Annotated in this window: 15 protein-coding genes; 2 read left to right on the forward strand and 13 right to left on the reverse strand. The window is 66.0% G+C overall.

Features of this window, described 5'->3' with window-relative positions; genetic code table 11:
* Positions 1-16: 16 nt before the first annotated feature.
* On the reverse strand, positions 17-2,125 hold the full coding sequence (locus tag MUK72_RS10775) for a hypothetical protein (RefSeq protein WP_244700247.1): 2,109 nt from the start codon (positions 2,123-2,125) through the stop codon (positions 17-19).
* A gap of 177 nt (positions 2,126-2,302) precedes the next feature.
* On the opposite strand from MUK72_RS10775, the gene MUK72_RS10780 reads away from it, so the two are divergent.
* Entirely contained in the window at positions 2,303-3,712 is a 1,410-nt protein-coding gene (locus MUK72_RS10780) for a sulfatase (RefSeq protein WP_244700249.1), read from the forward strand.
* Positions 3,713-3,745: 33 nt separating this feature from the next.
* Here the strand turns inward: MUK72_RS10780 and MUK72_RS10785 are convergent, their stop codons facing one another.
* The 11 genes from MUK72_RS10785 to MUK72_RS10835 all read right to left on the reverse strand — a co-directional run bounded on the left by MUK72_RS10785 (position 3,746) and on the right by MUK72_RS10835 (position 18,013).
* Positions 3,746-5,293, reverse strand: coding sequence for an oligosaccharide flippase family protein (locus MUK72_RS10785; RefSeq protein ID WP_244700252.1), 1,548 nt, complete (start codon positions 5,291-5,293; stop codon positions 3,746-3,748).
* Positions 5,294-5,414: 121 nt separating this feature from the next.
* Positions 5,415-6,293, reverse strand: coding sequence for a formyltransferase family protein (locus MUK72_RS10790; protein ID WP_244700255.1), 879 nt, complete (start codon positions 6,291-6,293; stop codon positions 5,415-5,417).
* Entirely contained in the window at positions 6,290-7,495 is a 1,206-nt protein-coding gene (locus MUK72_RS10795) for a WD40/YVTN/BNR-like repeat-containing protein (RefSeq protein ID WP_244700258.1), read from the reverse strand. The genes MUK72_RS10790 and MUK72_RS10795 overlap by 4 nt, the downstream gene beginning before the upstream one ends.
* A 49-nt stretch (positions 7,496-7,544) precedes the next feature.
* Positions 7,545-8,603: a glycosyltransferase family 4 protein gene (locus tag MUK72_RS10800; RefSeq protein WP_244700261.1), complete on the reverse strand. Its 1,059-nt coding sequence runs from the start codon at positions 8,601-8,603 to the stop codon at positions 7,545-7,547.
* 190 nt (positions 8,604-8,793) lie between these two features.
* Positions 8,794-9,972 (reverse strand): prenyltransferase/squalene oxidase repeat-containing protein, encoded by a 1,179-nt coding sequence (locus MUK72_RS10805; RefSeq protein ID WP_244700264.1) that lies wholly within the window; start codon positions 9,970-9,972, stop codon positions 8,794-8,796.
* The gene (locus MUK72_RS10810) at positions 9,969-11,069 is read right to left on the reverse strand and encodes a DUF354 domain-containing protein (RefSeq protein WP_244700267.1); all 1,101 of its coding nucleotides are present in this window, start codon (positions 11,067-11,069) and stop codon (positions 9,969-9,971) included. The genes MUK72_RS10805 and MUK72_RS10810 overlap by 4 nt, the downstream gene beginning before the upstream one ends.
* A complete protein-coding gene (locus MUK72_RS10815; protein ID WP_244700282.1) occupies positions 11,066-12,337 on the reverse strand; it encodes a nucleotide sugar dehydrogenase in 1,272 nt (423 codons plus the stop codon). The genes MUK72_RS10810 and MUK72_RS10815 overlap by 4 nt, the downstream gene beginning before the upstream one ends.
* Entirely contained in the window at positions 12,334-13,455 is a 1,122-nt protein-coding gene (wecB, locus tag MUK72_RS10820) for a non-hydrolyzing UDP-N-acetylglucosamine 2-epimerase (protein ID WP_244700285.1), read from the reverse strand. The genes MUK72_RS10815 and wecB overlap by 4 nt, the downstream gene beginning before the upstream one ends.
* A gap of 195 nt (positions 13,456-13,650) precedes the next feature.
* Entirely contained in the window at positions 13,651-14,856 is a 1,206-nt protein-coding gene (locus MUK72_RS10825; RefSeq protein ID WP_244700288.1) for a prenyltransferase/squalene oxidase repeat-containing protein, read from the reverse strand.
* Positions 14,857-14,916: 60 nt separating this feature from the next.
* Entirely contained in the window at positions 14,917-16,338 is a 1,422-nt protein-coding gene (locus MUK72_RS10830; RefSeq protein ID WP_425311071.1) for a PGF-CTERM sorting domain-containing protein, read from the reverse strand.
* Positions 16,339-16,576: 238 nt separating this feature from the next.
* Positions 16,577-18,013, reverse strand: coding sequence for a PGF-CTERM sorting domain-containing protein (locus MUK72_RS10835; RefSeq protein ID WP_244705322.1), 1,437 nt, complete (start codon positions 18,011-18,013; stop codon positions 16,577-16,579).
* A gap of 167 nt (positions 18,014-18,180) precedes the next feature.
* Between MUK72_RS10835 and MUK72_RS10840 the strand changes: the two genes are divergently transcribed.
* The gene (locus tag MUK72_RS10840; protein ID WP_244700291.1) at positions 18,181-19,287 is read left to right on the forward strand and encodes a DUF354 domain-containing protein; all 1,107 of its coding nucleotides are present in this window, start codon (positions 18,181-18,183) and stop codon (positions 19,285-19,287) included.
* On the opposite strand, the gene MUK72_RS10845 is transcribed toward MUK72_RS10840, so the two are convergent.
* Positions 19,284-20,294: a lipid II:glycine glycyltransferase FemX gene (locus MUK72_RS10845; RefSeq protein ID WP_244700294.1), complete on the reverse strand. Its 1,011-nt coding sequence runs from the start codon at positions 20,292-20,294 to the stop codon at positions 19,284-19,286. The two genes, MUK72_RS10840 and MUK72_RS10845, sit on opposite strands and share 4 nt — an antisense overlap.
* Positions 20,295-20,414: the final 120 nt, after the last annotated feature.

Genomic DNA, 20,414 nt, shown 5'->3' on the forward strand with positions numbered 1-20,414 from the left:
CGTCCGCAACGCCCGTCTAGCCGCCGACAGTCGGTCCGCTCGTCGGCGTCGGCGTGCCGTTCGACGATCCATCGATGATACCGAATATTGACTCGGAATCGGTAGTCGTCGGCGTTGCGGTCGGTGTCGCGGTGGCGGTCGCCGTGGCAGTTGCGGTAGTGGTCGGCGTCGCAGTCGCGGTCGCTGTCGGCGTACGCGACGGCGTCGATGCGTTGCCGAACACCGAGCGGTTCGTCGGCGGTGCCCGCGGCGTCGTCCCGTTCGCGCCGGCGGAACGGGTTTCGTTCGCAACGGTGGCGCTCGCTCCGTCGGCGGGCGAACTGCCGGCGACGTGATACAGGTCGAACTCGCCGTTCGTCTGGACGAGACTGACGCCCGACTGGTGATCGAGCGCACTGACGTTCTCGCGGCTGTAGCGCAGGCTCCGGTAGACCTCCACCTCGCGCTCGCGGGCAGCCTCTGTCACGGCTACGTACCGATCGTTCGACGTCCGACCCGCGAGCGCACTGAGGTTCTCGCCCGGGATCCCACGACCATGCTGTGAGACGGGCGTGCCTTCGACGCCGAGAGCGCCGTGTTTGTACCGCCACGGCCCGCTCCGCAGCCCGTAGATCGGCGTCTCCTCCGTACTGTGCTCGAAGGCGAACCCATAGCCGGACATCTGAGTTTCGCTCACCTGGTCGTTCGGCTGGAAGATGTACGGTGACGGGAAGACGACCACGACCGAGAGCGCGAGCATCGCGACGATGATCACCGACAGCACCGCGCGAACGCTGCCGATCGGGGCGATCTCGGAGAGCCCGGAGACGTAGCGATAGAGCGCGATCGAGCCGAGGATCGTCGCGAACAGCATGATGAGTCCGGCGTTGCGGAAGAACAGCTCGGAGACGGTGCCGATGTAGAACAGCAGCGAGTACGGGATCAACACCACCAGCCCGATGGTGAAGTACTTGATCAGCGCCGTCGTGTCGGGCGCGTCGCGCAGCCGACCGAAGAGGCTCGTCACCATCAGGAGGCCCGCAAGGGCGGCGACCACGAGGCTCACGCCGAACAGTTTGAGGAACAGCTCGACGATCGAGCCGCCGATGGCGGTCAGCGATGACGCCTGACTGGCCGTCGAGGCACCGAGCTCGGCCCCGCCCGTGAGAAAGCTCAACAGTTCACGAAGCACCGCGTTGACGGAGCTTTCGTACCGACCCCGGCCGATCGACCAGAGCATGAACGAGCCGATGAGGAACACCGTCGGCCCATACATCGTTCGGTGGGAGGCGATGGCACTATCCGGTCGTATGGACCGGTAGAGGAGCTGTACGCCCGAGAGCGTGATGAACAGAATGATGAGGTTCGCGGCCTGCTGTGAGTGAAAGAGCACGAGGCCGCCGAGCGCGACCGCGAAGGCCGCACTCACCGCCGACACCGGCAGGCGCGACTCGAAGACGTCGGTCGGACTGGTGAGATAGTTGATCAGCAGATAGACGATGATCGGCGTGATGAGGATCGAATCCGAGATCGGATGCGGTGTCATGTAGTTCACCCCCATGTGGTTGATCGGGAGCACCAGGAGACCGGCGAGTCCGCTCAGCAACATCGCGCCGCGATGGGAGGTCATCGAGCGGACACAGAGCGGGATGAAGACGAGATAGGCGACGACGTACGCGAGCACGATCAGCAGCAGCGAGCGCGGGACCGTCGTGTTCGCGACGCCGCGGATGAACAGCGACGAGGTGTGGACGCCCGGATAGAACAGCCCGAACGCGCTCAGCGACCCGTCCAGGAGGTCGCGCGTCCAGCCGAGATGTGTCAGTCCGTCACCGGAGCCGTAGTAGAAGTAGCTCCGCAGCAGGGGGAGGCCCGCGATCGCGACGATGCCGCCGCCACCGAGACTCAGTCCGGCCAGACTGACGTAGCCCTCCGGCGCGTACAGCGTGACGAACACCGCGACCAGCAGCGCGATCGCGACGCCGAGCCAGAAGCCGATCGGCGTCGAGCCGTAGATGTCGATCTCGTAGCCCGTGGCGGGCTTTCCGTAGGCGAACAACACGCCGCCGGCGAGCGCGAGATAGCCGACGACGAGCGCGAGTTTCTGTGCGCGGTTGTTCGGTTGTGAGGTCGTGAGCGTACTCATCGTATCAATCCATTTCGCGTCCGTGGCGCATCCAAACGTACTCGCACTCTCGAAGCGGCGTTATAAACGTTTACCGCTCTCGACCGCCGCGTGGTGTGTCCACACGCGATCGCTACCGGCGATCGACGCGCCATACCGAGGTGCATAAGCCACCGAGCGTGAAACCCTTCCGGAAGAATGCGACAGCCAAACGTCGTCTGGATAACCCTCGAAAGCACCCGTGCCGACCACACCACGATGGGCGGGTACGCGCGCGATACGACGCCCAACCTCGACCGCATCGCCGGAGCCACGCGCGGGCGCTCGTTCGACAACTGCCACACGCACGGAATCTGGACACTCGCGTCGAGCGCGTCGATCCTCACCGGCACGACACCCACCCACCACGGTGCGGGCATGCAGAACGACGCCATTCCCGAGGAGCTCGACACGGTGCCCGAGCGCCTCCAACGCGCCGGCTACCGAACCACCTGTCTCTCGCCGAACTCCCATCTGAGCGGCGGCACCGATCTCGATCGTGGCTTCGACGAGTTCACGTGGCTGAGCGCCGACACGCTGGTCCAAGAGGCCGGCCCGCGCATCCTACTCAAATATCTGCGCAACTGCCGTCGCCACGGCCCAGGACTGACGACCGATACCAGGAAACACGGGACGGGGTTCGTGATGAACGAGATCGCGAAACGGCGCATCGGATCGTACGCCGGCGACGACGAACCGTTCTTCCTCTACGCTCACTACGGCGACCCCCACCACCCCTACCACCCGCCGCGGCGCTTTCTGGAGCCCTACGCCGACGATTTCGACATGACCATCGACGAGGCGCTGGCGTTCGGCCAGTATCACCACGACAACTTCCACCAGCTCATCGCCGACGGCTGCGAGCTCAGCGACGACGAGTGGAACGTCCTCCACGCGCTCTACGACGCCGAGATCGCCCACACGGACGAGTTGGTCGGTGATCTCTTCGCCCACATCAGAGGGCTCGATCTCGACAACACCGTCTTCGTCGTCACCGCCGACCACGGCGAGCTGTTCGGCGAACAGGGGATGCTCGCCCATCTCGTCGTCGCCGACGACGCCGTGACTCACGTCCCCTGCATCGTCCACGGTGCCGACGCGCTCGTCGATCACGACGGCGAGACCGTCCAGCACGCCGATCTGATGACGACGCTGCTCGAATCCGCCGACGCGAACACGACGGGGATGCAGGGTGTCGATCTGCGCGAGGAAACGCGCGAGCACACCCTCACCCAGCGCGGCGCGAAGCGCACGCTGAAAAACCTCGACCGATTCGAGGAGCTGAATCCCGAATTCGACCGGGAGCGCTACCACGAAGCGACGTTGCACGCGCTTCGCACCGACGAGTTCAAACATCTGAAAAGCGACGAGCGCGCCGAACTGTTCGCCCTCCCCAACGAGACCAGCGACGTCTCCGACGACGAACCCTCGGTCGTCGAGCGTCTGGACGACGAACTCCAAACGATCCTCGAAACGGATGGCCAACCGGTCTCGACGGAGGAACGCGACGGGGAGTTCACCGACGCGATGAAGCAACAGCTCTCCGATCTCGGCTATCTGATCGACTGACGGATCCATCGGAAGACGGCCCAGTTGTGACACTCAGTTCTCGTCGGGGATGTAGCGTCGGATGTACGGGATCCGAACTCCGAGCCGCCCCTCGATGAGTTCGAGTGGGATCTCGTCCTCGGGCTGGAAACAGCCCGTCACCGCACAGATCACGAGCGTCGCCAGTCCCGCGACGACGCCGAAGAGCGGGATCGTCAGCAGGCTCAGCGAGACGGTCGACGAGAGCGCGAACGCCGGCGGGAACAGGAGCAGGGGGAGGAAGACGTACATCTTGACGGTGTAGCGCGAGAACGGCGAGATCCCGGCGACGCGGTAGAGGAAGGCGAACGCGACCCAGTTGAGCGTCGCGAACGAGAGCGCCGAGGCCGCCGCCGCGCCGACGATGCCGTAGCGCGGGATCAGGAGTACGTTGAGAACGATGTTGGCGACCGCCGAGATGACGTTCACCGCGAGGATCGAGCGCGTGTAGCCGAGCCCCGAGAGCGCGTTCTGACAGTAGCCGGCCATCCCGCTGACGAAGAAGCCGCTCGACAGGATGGCAAGCGTGGTACCGACGCCCTGACCGATGTATTCGTCGCCGAAGACTACGTTGACGATATCCGTCGGAAACGCGGCGAACGTCAGAAAGACCGGGAAGCCGATGAGGACGGTCCATTTGGCGGTGAGTTTGTGGACGCGATCGAGTTCGCCGCGGCGGCCGCTCGCGTCGAACCGCGAGGTCAGCGGGAGATAGATGAACCCGAACGAGGAGAAGATGACGCCGAGGCCGAGCGCGAGCGGGTAGGCGACGTCGTAGATGCCGACGCTCGCGTTGGAGAGATAGGCACCGAGCATGATCGTGTCGATCTGCGAGAGCAGTTTCGTCACCGCCGCCGAGAACAGCAGCGGCAGCGAGAACCAGAGCAGCTGCCGGCCGTGCGTTCGCACCGGGCCGCGCAGCGTCAGCAGTCGGTTCAAGAAGTAATGGATGGCGATGAACCCCGCCGCGCCGGCGATGACGTAGGCGTAGCCCGCGGCGAACACGCCAAAGCCCGCGAAGAGAAGGGCGACGAGCAGACCGAGGCGCAGCCCGTTGTAGAGCAGGTCCCGCGCGTATGTCCGATAGATGGTGTTCTCGAAGCCACGTACCCCGCCGACGCCGATCTTCTGGCCGACGAGCACCGGAATGGCGAGGACGAACAGCGCGACCAGCTCCAGCGGAGCCGTGCCGTCGAAGATCGTGTCGATGATCCATTCGAGACGAAAGAGGAGCAGTGCCGTGACGATCAGCGTGACGACCGCCGAGAGGGCCAATCCGGTGAGCCACGTGCCGCGCCTGTCGCGCTCGTCCTCGAAACGTGACATGAATCGCGGGACCCCTTGATCGAAACCGGCGATGCCGAGAGTGAGCCCGAGGCTCATCACGGCGATGCCGAGGCTGACCTGCCCGTAGGCACCAGGTGGGAGCAATCGTGCGATGATGACCCGCTCGACGAGTTTCGAAGAGGAGCCGAGCAGACTTCCGACGAGCACGAGGCTGGCGCTCGATACCACTCCCGTGAGACCGGTCCGGTCGTCGGCCATGTCCTCGTTGCTCGTCATCTGTCAGTAACCACCGTCTCCGCAGACCATCCAGGCTCTCGACCGCGGGGTCGAACAGTCGATGGGCCGTCGATACTACTCCCTGAAAAACGGTCGGGGGATTAACGCACCGGTTGCAACCTCACGACAGACGCTTTTGCAGTCGACGCCAGTTGTTCTTCGCGAGCAGTCGCGCGACGAACCGCGGGTTGCGCTGCTGGAGGCTATGTGGGTAGTACGTCCCCAGTTCGTCCGGCTGTGCCGGACTGTCCCCCGCCTGGAGCTGCTCGATGCCGGTGGCGAAGATCTCCGTCTGGAGCGCGTAGACCGCGTCCCACACGTCGTCGAGCGTGGGTGTTGGAGGCAGTTCGCGCGACATGACGGCGACGATGCGCCCGCCGTCGATCTCCTCGGAGAGCTGCTGGAGCGTGATCGCAGCGCTCGGATCGTCGTTCATGTACGAGATCTTGTGACCCATACCACGATACTCCCGAATATCGCTCGTGTGAACGCTGAGAACGCCATGTTTGGGCGCATCGAGGATCGGACCCTTGAGCAGGCCGAAGCCGAAGCGGATCACCACGTCACAGGCGTCGGCGAGGTCCGAAGTCACGTCGTCGGGCAGCGTGTTCCAGGCTCCGCCGGCCGACACCGGCTCGCACTCACGGATCGACGCCTCTCGCAGACAGTCGATCTCGGTGACGGGTCGGGACTGGAGCCAGTCCATCTGCTCGGTCTCGCCGAGCAGCCAGCCGAGCTTCTCGTCGCCGTGGATGAACGCCTTCAGGCCGCTTTCACGAACCACGTCGACGAACAGCCCGAGATCGGCAAGCGAGATGCTGGTGCCCTGATTGACGGCGTCGGCCCCCGCCGCGAGCGCCGATCCCTCCGTCACCGATCCGTCGACGACCACCTCGTCGATCGTCACCCCGTCGAGCGCGGCGACGTTTTCGAGCGCTTCCTCCTCGAACCGCGTAAGCATCGGGTTCGCCAGCACGCCGACGCGCAGTCGTTCGCTCATCGGCGTGTCCTCGCAGTTCCATCGGTATCGGCTGCCCGGTCGATGCCGTCGCGCCCGTCATCGTCCGCGCACGTGTCGGTGTACCTCCGGAATGCCCGCTCGTCGAACGCGGCGGGCGGGATGGTGACGATATCGCCGTTGTCGTCGGTCGTGTTGTAGGGGTTGATCAGCAGCCCGCGCCCGGGATCGGTCGCCAGAAACAGATAGCCGTTCGACGACGGGACCGCATCGACGTGTTCGCCGACCGCGTCGCGGCGCTCGGTCGCGTAGAGTTCGTACCAGTCCTCGTAGTCCGACGCAGAGGAGGCCGCGAGCACCCTGGCGACGCCGTCGCAGGTGTTCCGTTCGACTCCTGTGGGGGCGGTGCTGTCGATCCGACCCGTCGAGGTCGTCGAGACCACGAGCCAGTGTTCGTCCGGCCGGTCGACCGTCTCGGCGTAGTACACCGGACAGGCGGTCGTCGCGAGCGTCTCCAGTTCGGGGTCGGGATCGTCGATGCGCTCGCGAGGCAGGCGGAGGATCGCCGACCGATCGGTGTACGAACTGTCCACGCCCCAGAGGATCGCCTCCGGCGTGAAGGCGAGCCCGACGGCGCGCCAGCGCTGGCTGCCGCTGCCGATCGGGTCGAACCCGTCCGCCGAGAGCACGCCGATCGCGCTCTCGGTATCGGTGTCGCCGGTCGTTACCCACAGCCGATCGCCGTAGGGGTCGGCGAACAACCCGTGGAAATGCCGAACGTCCGTCCGCTCGACGAGCGGCGACCACGTTCGCCCGCCGTCGTCGCTTTCGAGGACGCGTGCCGGCTCGTCGCCGAGCGGATATTCGGCGAGATACACCCGCCCACGGTGCTCGCAGAGCGCCGTCGGGAGAACGCCCATCGGCCCCGAGGAGTCCGGGAGTTCGTGCACAACCGTCCACGACCGTCCACCGTCGGCGGAGCGAAACAGCCACCGCGAGACCGTCGCGAGCAGCTGGCCATCGCCGAGCGGCCAGACGTTCGCCGTCGTGTACAGCCCCGTCAGCGGCCGGAGCAGGCGTTTGGGAACGCGTCGGTTCATCGCGTCGAAGCGGAGTTTCTCGCTACCCGATTCCGGGTTCGGCAGCGAGCCGATCGTCAGAAATCCGTCGTCGGCGCTCCACGTTCCAACGTCGAGTCCGTGCGTGCCGTACACCGTTCCGTCGCGGACCCCGCCGAGTTTCATGTATCACTCAAGACAACATATTGAGGTATATGACTTGCGACCCGGGCGATCACGACGCCCGCAGCGTCTGCAACACCGCCGCCCAGTCCTCGGCGGCGCGTTCGGCGGAAAACCGGTCGCTGACGGTCGGCGCGGCCGCCGACAGCCGCTCGGAGATGTCGTCGTCGAGCCGACCGATCGCGGTCGCGAACGCGTCGGCCGTCCGCTCGTCGAGGACGATCCCGCTCTCGCCGTCGGTCACGGCGTCGCGAACGTTGCCGACGGCGGGAACGACAGGGACGAGCCCGCACGCCATCGCTTCGAGCAGCGTCAGCGGCAGCGCGTCCCGTTTCGAGGTCAACACGAACGTCCGCGAGCGGTGGTAGTAGTCCGCCGGCTCGTCGACCCATCCGGGAAGTTCGATCCGGTCGCCGAGATCGTGTTCGTCGATAGCCGCGCGAACGTTCCCGACGAGCGGGCCACGACCGAGCATCACCGCCCGCGGTGATTCGCCACGCTCGACGAGTTCGGCCACCATGCGCACGAACAGCAGCGGGTCCTTTTCGGCCGAAAACCGTCCTACCCAGATGTAGTCGTACTCGATGGCGGTCTCGGCCGGGCTGTAGATCCCGCGGTCGACCCCGTTGGCCAGGATTTCGATGCGCTCGCCGGGGACGCCGAGCCGTTCGAGCTGGTCGCGGTGTGTGGTGCCCGGCACCGTGATCGCATCGAATTGGCGAAAGAGCGCCGTGGCGAGCGCACCGTAGCCGGCACGGGCGTGGACGTCGAGATCGACGCCGATGATGGCGAGATGGGTCGGCAGCCCGCAGAGTCGGCCCACCGCCAGCGCGAAGCAGCCGTAGGGGACGAGCGAGATCGAGACGACGCCGTCGTACTCGTTGCGCATCCCTTCGAGCAGCGCAACGACGAACAGCGAGAGCAGATCGAGCGCCCGCACGCCGGTCGTCGGCGCTTGCCGGTAGGCGAGCCGTTCGATGCTCTCGTCGGCGACCAGGCAGACGACCGTCGTCTCGGCATGCTCGCCGAGCGGTCCGAGATGTTCGGCCATCCGCCCGGTCTCGCTGACGCCGCCCGAAAAGTCGCTGATGGCGAGATACGACTCGGACACTATCCGATCGATGGTCGTGGCGATGATAAATATTTTGTGGAGGATAGTTGATAATCCAATCTACAGCCGACTCGCGACGCCCGAGGCGGGTATCCTCGCCCCGCAAGCTGCTCGCATCGAGGGCTTCATCTCTCGTCGGTATCCAGAAATGTTCGTTCACGGACCGGCGATCGCCCACCGCAAACCGTCGTCAGGAGCGGTCGGCGCGCTGGCGCACCGCCGAGGCGAGCGCGAAGCACATCCAGGCCTGACTCCAGCGAATGTACGGCGTTTCGTCGTCGATGAACCGTCCGCGCAGGCGGTAGAAGTAGCCCGTCTCGTCGAACAGTTCGTCGAGACTCCAGTCGAGCACCTGCTCGGCGAGTTCGACGCTCTCCGGTCGGCCGTCGCGGACGAACGTGCGGATCGACTGGGCGGCCGCGTGGGCGTCGTGGGGATAGCTCTGATCGTGTTCGAACTTCGGCGCACCGTCGGCCTCGAAGAGGTTCTCGCGATAGAAGGTGAGTCCGCGCTCGTAGCTCGCCGACGCACCGGCGACGTCGCCACCCGCGTCGAGATACTCACGAAGTGATTCGAGCACGAACCCCGTGTGGAAGTTGTCGTGACTGATATGCGAACGGTCGGCCGGCATCGAGTAGTGCCACGCGCCGCTTTCCTCCTGAGCCGAGAGCACGAAGCGGACGAGCTCGTCCGCGCGCTCCATGAGCGTCTCGTCGCCGTTTTCCGCGGCGACCATGGCGAACAGCCGCACGGCGAGGGCGTTGACGTTGATCACGACGAACGAATCGTCGGTGGTGTAGGTGTAGGCCTCGTGGCCGGCGACCTCGCGAGTGTTGATCTCGTTGCGGATGAACTCGCAGGCCCCTTCGGCGATCGCCAGTGATTCGTCGTCGCCCGTGAGGCGATAATGCTGGACGAACGCCTGCGCACAGAACACCGTCACGACGACCGACGGCCGGTAGGCCGGCAGGTAGAACTTCCGCGCGTTCTGCCAGTCGAAGTTGTAGCCCCAACAGGGATCGTCGAAGGCGCGTGATTGATACTCGCGGAGCCAGTCGAGCAGCCGCTCGGCCTCGTCCAAGTTCGCTTCCTCGCCCGTCGCCTCGTAGCGATGGAGATGGGAAAGCACGAACAGCGCGATCCCCTTCGGGTTGCGCTCCTTGGGGATCGATAGTGTCGGACGGAGATTTATCGGGAACCGACTCACCGCGTGCGTCCAGGCGAGGCGGGTGAACCAGTTCCGTTTGAACGGCTCCGCGTACGGGCTGTTCAACCCGTCGTAGGGGTCCCAGCCGGCGTAGTCGCGCTCGCGCGCCCACTCCAGCGCACGCGTCAGCGCGTTCGCCGGCACGAAGGGGTCGTCGTTCATCGTTCCTCACAGCACGACTGCAGCAGTTCGTTCGTCAGTGCGACGACCTCGTCGCGCACCGCGCGCGCCCGCTCGCGATCGGGGGCGACGTCGCTCTCGTCGAGCCCGGTGATGTGATCGATGATCGCGTCCGCATCCCGGGAGTGGAAGATGCGCCCGTCGGCGACGAGCTCCTGATCGACCGATAGCAGCGTGTTCGGGAAGAAGGAGACGGCGGGTTTCTCCATACAGGCGGCCTCGCGCGACATCGTGCCCGAGCCCGTGAGCACACAGCGAGCGTGCCACGCCAGCTGGAGCCCGTTGACCGCCCCGTCGGGGACGAACACGTCGTCGTCGGCGTAGTCGTGTGCGTGAACCTCGTCGCCACGCCCGCGCGGGAGATAGACGACGCCGATGTCACGCTCGTCGGCCGCCGCGAGCAGCTCCGGCACGATCGAGTCGGCATCGACGTACGCCGCCGTGAGCGCCTCCGGACGGACGACGATGTACTCGCCGCTCGCGAACGGCAGCCGTTCCGGAAACTCCGGCTCCGGATCGAAGTTCGCGACGTAGACGTCCTCCTTGTAGCCGTCGTAGGTGTGGATCGCGTCCGGGTCGGCACCCCAGCGCGTCAGCTCGTGGGTCGCGAACGCCGACGGAACGACGTTGTGCGTCGCGGCGGCCTCGAAGCGGTTGTAGAGCTCCTCGACCCAGAGCCCGTCGATGTGGGCGGTGATGTCGTTGTCCGTGAAGTGGATCGAGGGGATGCCACGGAGCTTCGAGGCGAGCACGCACATCGCGTTGCGCGAGGAGAGCGAGACGTCGCCGTCCGGTGCTTCGAGCGCCAGCTGAGCCGTCCGGAGCGGGATACCGGCCTTCCGCACCAGCGCGTTGTCGAAATCACGACCCACGACGCGATGGGTGAAGCCGACCTCGCGGGCGAGCGAGACGGTCTCGGTCTTCTCGCGCACCGTCGTCGCCACCGCCACGTCGTCGAGCCCCTCCGCGAGCGCCGCGAAGAAGAACGGATGCGAGGGGCTCACGAGATCGATCCACGCCCGAATCGGCCGCGTTCGCGTGGCTGGCGTCCGTTCGGCGCGCGCCCCGTGGCCGCTCATAGCCGGACGACCCGCAGTCCGGCCGCTTCCCAGCTGTCCCTGTCGAGCAGTCCCTTCGCGTCCACGACGACGTTCCCCGCGAGCTGCGCCACGACGTTCTCCGGATCGAGCGCGGCGTACTCGTCGTGATCGGTCGCGACGACGATCGCGTTGGCCCCCACGAGCGCCTCGTCGAAGGGCGCGAGCGCGAACCGCTGATCGGTGACGTACGGATCGTGCAGGCGGACGTCGACACCCGCCGTGCCCGCTCCCCCGGCTCCCGCAACCTGCGTCCGGGCCTGGAGCACCTCGGCGAGGCGCAGCCCGGGACTCTCGCGCGCGTCGGCGACGTTGCCCTTGTAGGCGACGCCGAGGATCGCCACCGACGACTCCGCCAGCGAGTCGAGTTCGTCGTCGAGCAGATCGGTGACGTACTCGGCCATCCCGTCGTTGATCTCGCGGGCCCGCTCGATGAGGTCGAGGTTCTCCGAGCTCTGGCCCAAAAAGAGCGGATCGATGGGGATGCAGTGGCCGCCCACGCCGGGGCCGGGCTGGTGGAGATCGACGCGCGGATGATGGTTCGCCAGCGAGATCGCCGCGCGCGCGTCGAGCTCGTAGTCGGCCGCGATCATCGCCAGTTCGTTCGCCAGGGCGATGTTCACGTCGCGATACGTGTTCTGGATGAGCTTGACGAACTCGGCGAGCGTCGGGTTCGCCGTCGTCCGGAGACCACCCTCGACGAACGAGCCGTAGAGCGCCGCCGCACGCTCGACCGACCGCTCGTCGATACCGCCGACCGCGCGGTCGTTCGCACGCAGCTCCGCGATGACGTTGCCCGGCAGCACGGTCTCGGGCGAGTACGCGAGCGAGAACTCGCCGACGGAGTGTCCGGAGCGTTCGAGGATCGGCGCGACCGTTTCGACCGTGGTCCCCGGCGGGACGGTGGATTCGAGGATCACCGTGTCGCCCGCGCGGAGCACCTCGGCGACCGTCCCGGCGGCGCTCTCGACGTACGCGAGATCGGCCCGATCGCCGTCGAGCGGCGTCGGGACGCAGATGAGATGGTAGTCTGACGCCGGCACGTCGTGGGAAACCGACAGCCCGTCCGCGAGCGCGTCCGTGACGAACTCGTCGAGCCCCGGTTCGTCGACGGGCACCTCGCCACGGTCGAGCCGATCGACCAGCTCCGTATCGACGTCGTAGCCCGTGACGTCGTGGCCGCTGTCGGCGAGCATCGCGGCCGTCGGCAGGCCGATGTAGCCGAGTCCGTGCACGCAGACCGAGCTCATCCGTGCACCTCCCCGACGGAGGCAGCGGAGCCGATCCCCGCGATATCCAGAATGCGGTCGGCGCTGTGGCCGTCGCCGAAGGGGTTCTCCCAGCCGTTCTGCTGGGAGAGTGCCTCGTGCGCCCCGGTGACGATCCCGTCGGCAGCGACGCCGACGATGCGGTTCGCACCCACGTCGACCGTCTCCGGCCGTTCGGTGTTGTCGCGGAGGGTGACGCAGGGCGTGCCGAGAATGCAGGTCTCCTCCTGAACGCCGCCGGAATCGGTGAGCACCAGCGTCGCCGTGCTTTCGAGCCGGAGGAAATCCAGGAAGTCCTGTGCGTCGATCGGCGTGATTTCGTCGGGCATCGCGAGGTCGAACGCCGCGAGGCGCTCGTTTGCTCGCGGATGGACCGGATAGACGACGTCGAGATCGGCGTCGCGGGCGAACCGGGCCACGCCGTCGAGCAGGCTTTCGAATCGCTCGCGGTCGTCGACGTTCTCGGCGCGATGGGCAGTCAGGAGACAGAAATCGCCGGCGTCGAGACCGAGCTCGCCGAGGACGTCGCTCTTTGCGGCCGCGAGATCGCGATAGCCCATCACCGCATCGACGATCGTGTTGCCGGTCACGTGGATCGTGTCGTCGTCGTCGATCCCCTCCTCGCGGAGATAGCCGGCGGCCTGTTCGGTCGGCGCGAAGCAGTAGTCGGCAGCGTGGTCGGCGAGCACGCGATTCACCTCCTCGGGCATCGTCCGATCGAAACTCCGCAGACCGGCCTCGACGTGGCCGACCTCGCAGTCGAGCTTGCTCGCCGCGATCGCCCCCGCGAGAACGGAGTTCGTATCGCCCTGAACGAGCACCAGTTCAGGCTGCTCGTCGAGCAACACCGTCTCGATCTCGCGGATCATCGCGCCGGTCTGTTCGCTCTGGGAGCCGGAGCCGACGCCGAGGTTGTGGTCGGGCGCGGGCAGTTCGAGCTGGTCGAAGAAGACGGTGTCCAGCTCCTCGGAGTAGTGCTGACCGGTGTGGACGACGCTGTAGGCGATCTCCCGTTCCTCACAGGCGTCGATGACGGGCGCGAGCTTGATGATCTCCGGGCGCGTGCCGAGCACGATCGTCACGGTCGTTCCGTCGGTCATCGACGTCCCTCCCCGTTCGGTGCGCCCAAACCGCAGGGCGACCCACCGATCGTGGGCACGTCGCTCACAGCACCGCCCCTCTCTCTGACGGTGGCCATGCATAAAGCGGCGGCATCATTACCCCTCCTTCTCCAGCAAGCTTATCAAACCTGTCGAAACCGACCGGCGTCGTTCCGGCTCGGACGCACGTTCCACTCAGGCCGACGACGCACGCTGGTCGAGATAGGTCGCCAGTGCGTACGCCATCGCCGCCTCACACCACCGCATCAGCGTGACGCGTCTGGTGAAAAAGCGCTCGCGCCGGAACCGGAACTTCCCGTCGCCGGCGTACAGCGTGCCGAGCACCCAGTCGATGATCCGCTCGGCGGCCGCGAACTCACCGGCGCGACTGAAGACGATGATCCCCTGCGCGGCGGCGTTGATGTCCCGCGGATAGCTGTTCGATTCGTCCCAGTTCGGCGCGCCGTCGTCCGCGAACAGCTCCTCGCGGTAGAACGCGAGCGCGTCGTCGAGCACGCCGGCGTATCTGTCGGCACCGGTGAGCTCGCGGTGGCGCAGCAGCGACTCGATGATGAACCCGTTGTGATGGTTGTCCATCGACAGATGCGACGCCGAGGGCGGATCACGGTACATCCAGCCGCCCTCCGGTCGCTGGCACGAGACGACGTAATCGAGCAGTTTCTCGCCGCGTTCGCGATGCTCGCCGCCGAAGCGCGCGCCGAGTTCGAGCAGCGTCACGCCGCCGAGCGCGACCGCGTTCAGCGTGTAGTGCTCCGACGACCACGTCGGGACGTACTTCATCCGCGCGCCATCGTCGATCTCCTCGTATTCGAGGTCCTCGTCGATGAAGTCGGCGACCGAACGCACGGTCTCGGCGTAGTCGACCGTGCCCGTATCGAGCCCGGCATCGTGGGCCGCGAGCAGCGCTCGCACCGCATATGCCGTCGAAACCATGTCGGGATACGAGGGAAGTCCCTTGATGTCGAGATGCTGAATCTCGTGGCGATGGGCACCACAGAACCCCGCATAGCCCGGCGTCCGCTCTTCGACGAGCCACTCGGCGAGATCGTGCGCCTCGCGTCCGTAGTCGACACCGCTGCTCTCGTCGAGATCCAGCTCGTGGGCCGCGAGGTTCGCCATCGTGAACATGGCCGTTCCCTTGTAGTTGCGCCGCTGCTCGACGAGAAAGAGCGGTCGCACGTTGACCGGTGCGCGCTTGATCGTCTCCTGAATCGCGATGTTTACCCACTTGTTGTCGACGGGGAGCGCCTGCAACAGCCGGCTACTCATCCCGTCACCGTAGTCCCACCCGGTGTAGTCGCGCTCGCGGGCGTAGCCCAGCGTCTTCCCGAGCAGTTCGCCCGTGAGTCCCGTCGGTCGACGTTGCGATGCTGTCATCATCCGATCGCAGTCGGTCGAGACAAATCCGTTCATCGAAAGCCGATCGAAACGGTGGGTCGGTTAGCGCCCGCGCCGCGTCGCGAGCAGCGCCGCGCCGAGCAGCGCGACGACGGCCACCGCGATACCGAAGCCGGGACCGCTCGAACTGCTGCCGCTGCCGTTGCCCGAGTCGTTCCCGCTGGCGTTGCCCGAACTGTTGCCGCCGGCATCGCCACCGTTCCCGGCATTCGTGCTCGCGCCACCGCTCGCGTTGGCGCTGCCGTTGTCGCCGCTACTGCCGGCCGCGGCGGTCGATTCGGTGAACTGCTGACCGGTGATGGTGATGCTGTCGTCCTGTGCGCTGGTCGTGCTGTCGTTGTCGAGACTGACGACCGAGCCGTCGTCGATCCGCGTGACGACGTACTGCCCTTGCTGGAGGTCGCTGGTGTCGATCGTCGCCGAGCCGTTCGCGGCGGTCTCGAACTGGTTCGCCGTTCGTCCGGGGCTGCCGTTCTCGACCGCACGGAGCTGATAGCCGGTGCTCGCGTCGCCCTGGTCGAAGTAGAGCCGTGCGCCCTGGTCGTACTCGCTGCCCGACTGGACGCGTCCGTCGGCGTCGACGGTGGTGACGTAGCCGGTCGCGTTCGCCGGCTGACCGTTGTTCGTCACGACTGCGTCCTCGTTCGGATCGAACGTACCGTTCAGCCGTTCGGACTGGCTGCTCCCGCTGGTCTCGTAGTAGGCAACCGCCATGAGCTGCTGACTCTCGTTGACGTTGCCGTTGAGATTGACGGTGTAGTTGCGCTCGTTGTACAGCGCGACGATGGGCTGGCTACTGCCGACCAGCTGCCCGCGCGAGCCGTTGTCGGCCACGGTAAATATCCCGACGTAGCCGGCGTTCGGAACGACCCCGGAGACGTTCACCGACTGGTTCACGCTGAACTGCGAGGCGCTCTGGTTCGCGAACGACAGCGAGGCGCTCTCGATGCGATAATCGTCGGTCACCGGGCCGTCGGTCGTCCCCGACGGCGTCGTCGTCGAGACGCCGACCGAGTAGCTGCCATCGCTCGTTGGCGTCGTCACGTTCGCGACGTTGGCGATGATGCGATCGTCGGCGCTCACCGACACCGGCTGCTGGAAGGTGAGTGTGATCTGTCCGTCCGAGGTCGAGACGTTCGCAGGGTCGACCGTCCGCTGACCGCTCGAACTGGCGACGGTGACCGAGACCGACCCGACGCTGACGTTCTCGACACTGCCGTCGAAACTGCCGCTCGCCCCGAAGTCGACCGTCATCGATTTCATCCCGTCCTGTGTGATGGCATCGCTCCCCTGAGCGACGACCGAGACGGGGAAATCGGTCGCGCTCGTCCCCGGCGAGTGCGGGTATGGCGCCGCGGTATCGGAATTAAGCGCCGCCGCCGACCCGCCGAAGGCGATACCGCCGACGAGTGCCGAAACGAGCACTACGGTGATCATGAATGCGCTGCGTCGTACCGTCGTCATGGCTGTGAGTCCCTCATTGGTTGGTCTCCGAGAGCCGCCTCTGACCGATGCAACGGCCGATAGCAGCCGTTTCGGTCACGGTTCGGCTCTCTCCGTTGGCGTAACTGTCAGCCCCATCATACTCATTTCTATCGGTTCGTATCCACATACCGTGACCGATCGATATCCGTCCGCATGCCGCGCCGGAACCGTCATTTTGACTGAATAGTCGAAAAAGACGTACACCGCAGCGACCGATTCAGCGGTTGCGTCGCGTCACGAGCAGCGCCGCGCCGAGCAGCGCGACGACGGCCACCGCGATGCCGAAGCCGGGACCGCTCGAACTGGTGTCGGTGCCCGAGCCATTGTCACTGGCGTTGGCCGAGCCGTTTCCGCTGGCGTTGCCGTCGGTTGCGGTGTCACCCTCGCCGCTGCTGGCGGTCGCGGTGGCACCGGTATCGGTCGCGGCACCATCACTCGCGTTTGTCGTGTTCGCCTGTGTGGTCGCCTGCTGGCCGGTGATGAGGATGCTGTCGTCCTGTGCGCTGGTCGTGCTGTCGTTGTCGAGGCTCACGAGCGAATCGTCGGCGATCCGCGTGATCGCGTACTGCCCTTCCGAGAGATCGCTCGTGTCGAGGATCGTCGTGTCGTTCGCGCCCGTCTGGAACTGTGTCGCGGCGGAGCCGAGTTCGCCGTCCTCGACCGACCGTACCTGGTAGTTCGTGTCCGGTTCGCCCTGCGGGAAGTAAAGCCGTGCACCCTGTGCGTACTCGCCGCCGGCCTCGACTCGCCCGTCGACGTCGAGCGTCGAGACGTTCGCGGTCGCGTTCACGAGCGTGCCGTTGGTCCGCAGCCGTTCGTCGTCGCTCGGATCGAACGTCTGGTTCTCGCGAAGGCTCGCCGAGCGACCGTTCGTCTCGCTGTACGCGACGGCCATCAGCTGCTGGCTCTCCGTGACGTTACCGCTCACGTCGATGCTGTACTGCTGGCTCGACGTTGCCGTGGCGACGTCCGTCGAACCGATGAGTTCGCCGGGCGAGCCGTTCGAGGCCGTGGTGAACAGCCCGACGTAGCCGCCGCCCGGCACCGACGCCGAGACGTTGATCGACTGCTGATCGCTGAACTGCGAGAGGTTCTGGCTGTTCATCGACAGCTCCGGAGCAGTCGTCGAGTAGGAGACCGACGTCGGTCCGTCGCTACTCCCCGATGCGGTGGCGAACGTCGCGTTGACCGAATGGCTACCCGGTCGATCCGGCGTCGTGAAGTTCCCCACCTTGACCGCGACCTCCGCGCCGGTGTTCGGGCTATCGGAGGCGAACTGCGGCTGGACCGGCCGCGGAAGCGTGATGGTAACCTCGTCGCCGGCCTGATTCGGGGAGACACTGATGTTCGCGACGTCGACGATGTCGGTGTTGTTCTCGGCGATCTCGATGCGCTGGCCGCCACGCACCGCGATGAACACGTCGTCGTCGGTCACGTTGGAGACGTCGGCATTCGGACCTGCATCGAGCGTGATCTCCTTGATGCCGTTCTCGGCGACCGAATCGCCCGGTCTGACGACGTAGACGAACGTCCCGAGCGTGTCGGAGCTGGGCGTCAGCGGATAGGTCGCGCCCGCGCCGGGATCGAGCGCCGCCGCCGTTCCGCCGAGGGCGACGCCGCCGACGGCCGCCGAGAGCAATACCACCAGTACCATTCCCGCAGTTCGTATCCGTGTCATGATTGTCGTCCAACAGCGTTGAGCGTATCGCTTCAACTGGCGCGGCCCGATCGTATATGAGTAACGGCTTCGCCCGACCGGTGTCACGGCGGGCGGACCGACGTGTTTAGGAGCATCGAGTTCTTCGCCGGAAGCAAGACTGAATGAACTATCTGTTTTTCACGAACACTCCTGCGCACGTCCATCTCTACAAACACGCCGTCGCGGCCCTCGAACGTCGCGGTCACGACGTGTTGATTCTCGGTCGTGACTACGGCTGTACGAAGGAGCTACTCGACTATCACGATCTCCCCTACCGGCTCTACGGACGGCTGGCGACGAAAAAGCGGTCGCTGTTCTACCAGCTCCCGCGTCACTATCTCTCGATTCTCCGCCAGACGTGGCGATACTCACCCGACCGCATCTTCGGGATGGGCGCGTACGCGGCCCACGCAGGCGCGCTCTCACGCACGCCAGTGACGCTGATCCTCGACTCGGAGCCGACCTCGATCGATCACACCGTCTCGCGGCCGTTCGCCGACGCCATCCTCACGCCGGACGCCTTCGGCAAGGACCTCGGGGCGAACCACTATCGCTTTCGCGGGTTCAAGGAGTGTGCCTATCTCCACCCCGACGTGTTCACCCCTCGCGACGACATCCGCGAGCAGCTCGGCGTCGGCCCCGACGAGAAATACGTCATCTGCCGGTTCAACGCCTTCGGCTCGCATCACGACGTCAGCCAGTCGGGCATCGGCCCCGCCGAGCGGCGCACGCTGATCGAACGCCTCGGCCACGACGCGACCGTCTTCGTCTCCGACGAGAGCGGCACGATGGAGTTCGACGGGATCGACGCCCGGCCGTACGATCTCCATCCCGGGCTGTTACACGACGCGCTCAGCGAAGCCCACCTCCTGGTCGCCGACACACAGACGATGGTCACCGAGGCCGCGCTGCTCGGAACGCCCGCCATCCGATCGAACTCCTTCGTCGGCGAGGAGGACATGGGCAACTTCATCGAGCTCGAAAACGAGGGGCTGATCTTCAACATCGCCTCCTTCACCGAGGCGATCGAGCATGCGGAATCGCTGATCGACGACGATAGCCTCACGGAGACATGGGCCGCCAAACGCGACGCCTTCATGGCCGACAAGGTGAACCTCACTGACGTCATCGTCGAACTCGCAACCAGTCCGAACGGGGCCGCCGGGGTCGAGGGCCTCTCGCACGGCAGTCCGCCGCGACGGACCGACCCGCCGACACCCGAGCGTTAGAACCGATCGATGGCCTGACTCACCAGCTGATAGCCGCTTTTCGCGACGTCCATCGCTACCCCACCCGACTCGGCGACGTAGTAGGGCGTCAGCTCGCCCCCGAACTTCGATTTGTACCGGCAGAGCTGTTCGGTGTTCGCGCCGACGAGATCGTACTCGTGGACGGAGTCGATCGGCGGATCGTCGGCGATATCGTTGATGATGCGCCAGTGGAGGAGGCTGTTGATGCTGACGTTCTCGTGGGTCGCGCGCGTGCCACCGAGCCAGTAGTACGCCGCATCGTTCGAGAACAGCGTGATGACCCCGCCCAGGTGCTCGCCGTCGGCACGGGCGACGTAGACGCGACAGCGATCGCCGAGTTCCTCGATGACGTCACGCACGTACGGCCACTCCGGGCCGAACGGTTCGGACTGTTCGGCGTAGCGCTCGGCAGTCTCTCGAAAGACGCGCTCACCGCCAGCGATTCCGGCCGTCTCGATCTCGATATCGAGCTCCATGCCCGAGCGGATCTCCCGGCGAAGGCTCCGGCTGAACGAGTCGATGAGCTCGTCGGGATCGTCGGCCGCGAGGCGGTAGGTGAAGGCCGGTTCGACCGACAGCCCGTTCCAGCGGTACGGGCGCGGGTCGGTGTAGTCGGGCGGGCAGAGAATACGGACGAGCGTTCGCGGCGAGTCGGCATCGAGCGCCTCCAGGAGTTCCTCGGTGAACTCGCGGTTGACCTTCTCGCGCTTTCGCTGCTTCGGGCTGGTCGGCATCACGAGCGGTCCCAGACTCGGGACGGCCATGCCCGGCGGTGGCGAGGAGACGATCCGCAGCCCGCCGACGTGGCGGACGAACAGCGGCACCATCGCCACCAGCTGCTCGCCGCGATAGCCGCCGAAGAGATGGCAGTCGCCGGATGCGTGGCGGTCGAGGACGGACAGCGCCTCGGGGGTGTGGAAGACCTCGAAGCCACGATCGGGAAGCGCCCCCGCCCACGTGTCGCGATCGAGCCGCTCGATCCTCATTGGTCGAGCGGGCGTGCGCTGGCGTTCATCATTCGGTATCTATTACGCCCCGGCAGCCGAATAAAGGGGTTGTCCTTTGCTCGTCGTGTCACACTCCGTTTGCCATGACGACGGCTGATA

The sequence above is a fragment of the Halococcus dombrowskii genome (assembly GCF_022870485.1).
GTDB classification, from domain to species: domain Archaea; phylum Halobacteriota; class Halobacteria; order Halobacteriales; family Halococcaceae; genus Halococcus; species Halococcus morrhuae.

Bases quoted from the DNA above. Each gene is read 5' to 3' on its own strand.
- MUK72_RS10835 (WP_244705322.1), bottom strand. From the start codon at position 18,013: ATGGTACTGGTGGTATTGCTCTCGGCGGCCGTCGGCGGCGTCGCCCTC.
- MUK72_RS10830 (WP_425311071.1), bottom strand. From the start codon at position 16,338: ATGACGACGGTACGACGCAGCGCATTCATGATCACCGTAGTGCTCGTT.
- MUK72_RS10795 (WP_244700258.1), bottom strand. From the start codon at position 7,495: ATGAAACTCGGCGGGGTCCGCGACGGAACGGTGTACGGCACGCACGGA.
- MUK72_RS10825 (WP_244700288.1), bottom strand. From the start codon at position 14,856: ATGATGACAGCATCGCAACGTCGACCGACGGGACTCACGGGCGAACTG.
- MUK72_RS10780 (WP_244700249.1), top strand. From the start codon at position 2,303: ATGCGACAGCCAAACGTCGTCTGGATAACCCTCGAAAGCACCCGTGCC.
- MUK72_RS10810 (WP_244700267.1), bottom strand. From the start codon at position 11,069: ATGAGCGGCCACGGGGCGCGCGCCGAACGGACGCCAGCCACGCGAACG.
- MUK72_RS10785 (WP_244700252.1), bottom strand. From the start codon at position 5,293: ATGACGAGCAACGAGGACATGGCCGACGACCGGACCGGTCTCACGGGA.
- MUK72_RS10845 (WP_244700294.1), bottom strand. From the start codon at position 20,294: ATGAGGATCGAGCGGCTCGATCGCGACACGTGGGCGGGGGCGCTTCCC.
- MUK72_RS10815 (WP_244700282.1), bottom strand. From the start codon at position 12,337: ATGAGCTCGGTCTGCGTGCACGGACTCGGCTACATCGGCCTGCCGACG.
- wecB (WP_244700285.1), bottom strand. From the start codon at position 13,455: ATGACCGACGGAACGACCGTGACGATCGTGCTCGGCACGCGCCCGGAG.
- MUK72_RS10805 (WP_244700264.1), bottom strand. From the start codon at position 9,972: ATGAACGACGACCCCTTCGTGCCGGCGAACGCGCTGACGCGTGCGCTG.
- MUK72_RS10790 (WP_244700255.1), bottom strand. From the start codon at position 6,293: ATGAGCGAACGACTGCGCGTCGGCGTGCTGGCGAACCCGATGCTTACG.
- MUK72_RS10840 (WP_244700291.1), top strand. From the start codon at position 18,181: ATGAACTATCTGTTTTTCACGAACACTCCTGCGCACGTCCATCTCTAC.
- MUK72_RS10775 (WP_244700247.1), bottom strand. From the start codon at position 2,125: ATGAGTACGCTCACGACCTCACAACCGAACAACCGCGCACAGAAACTC.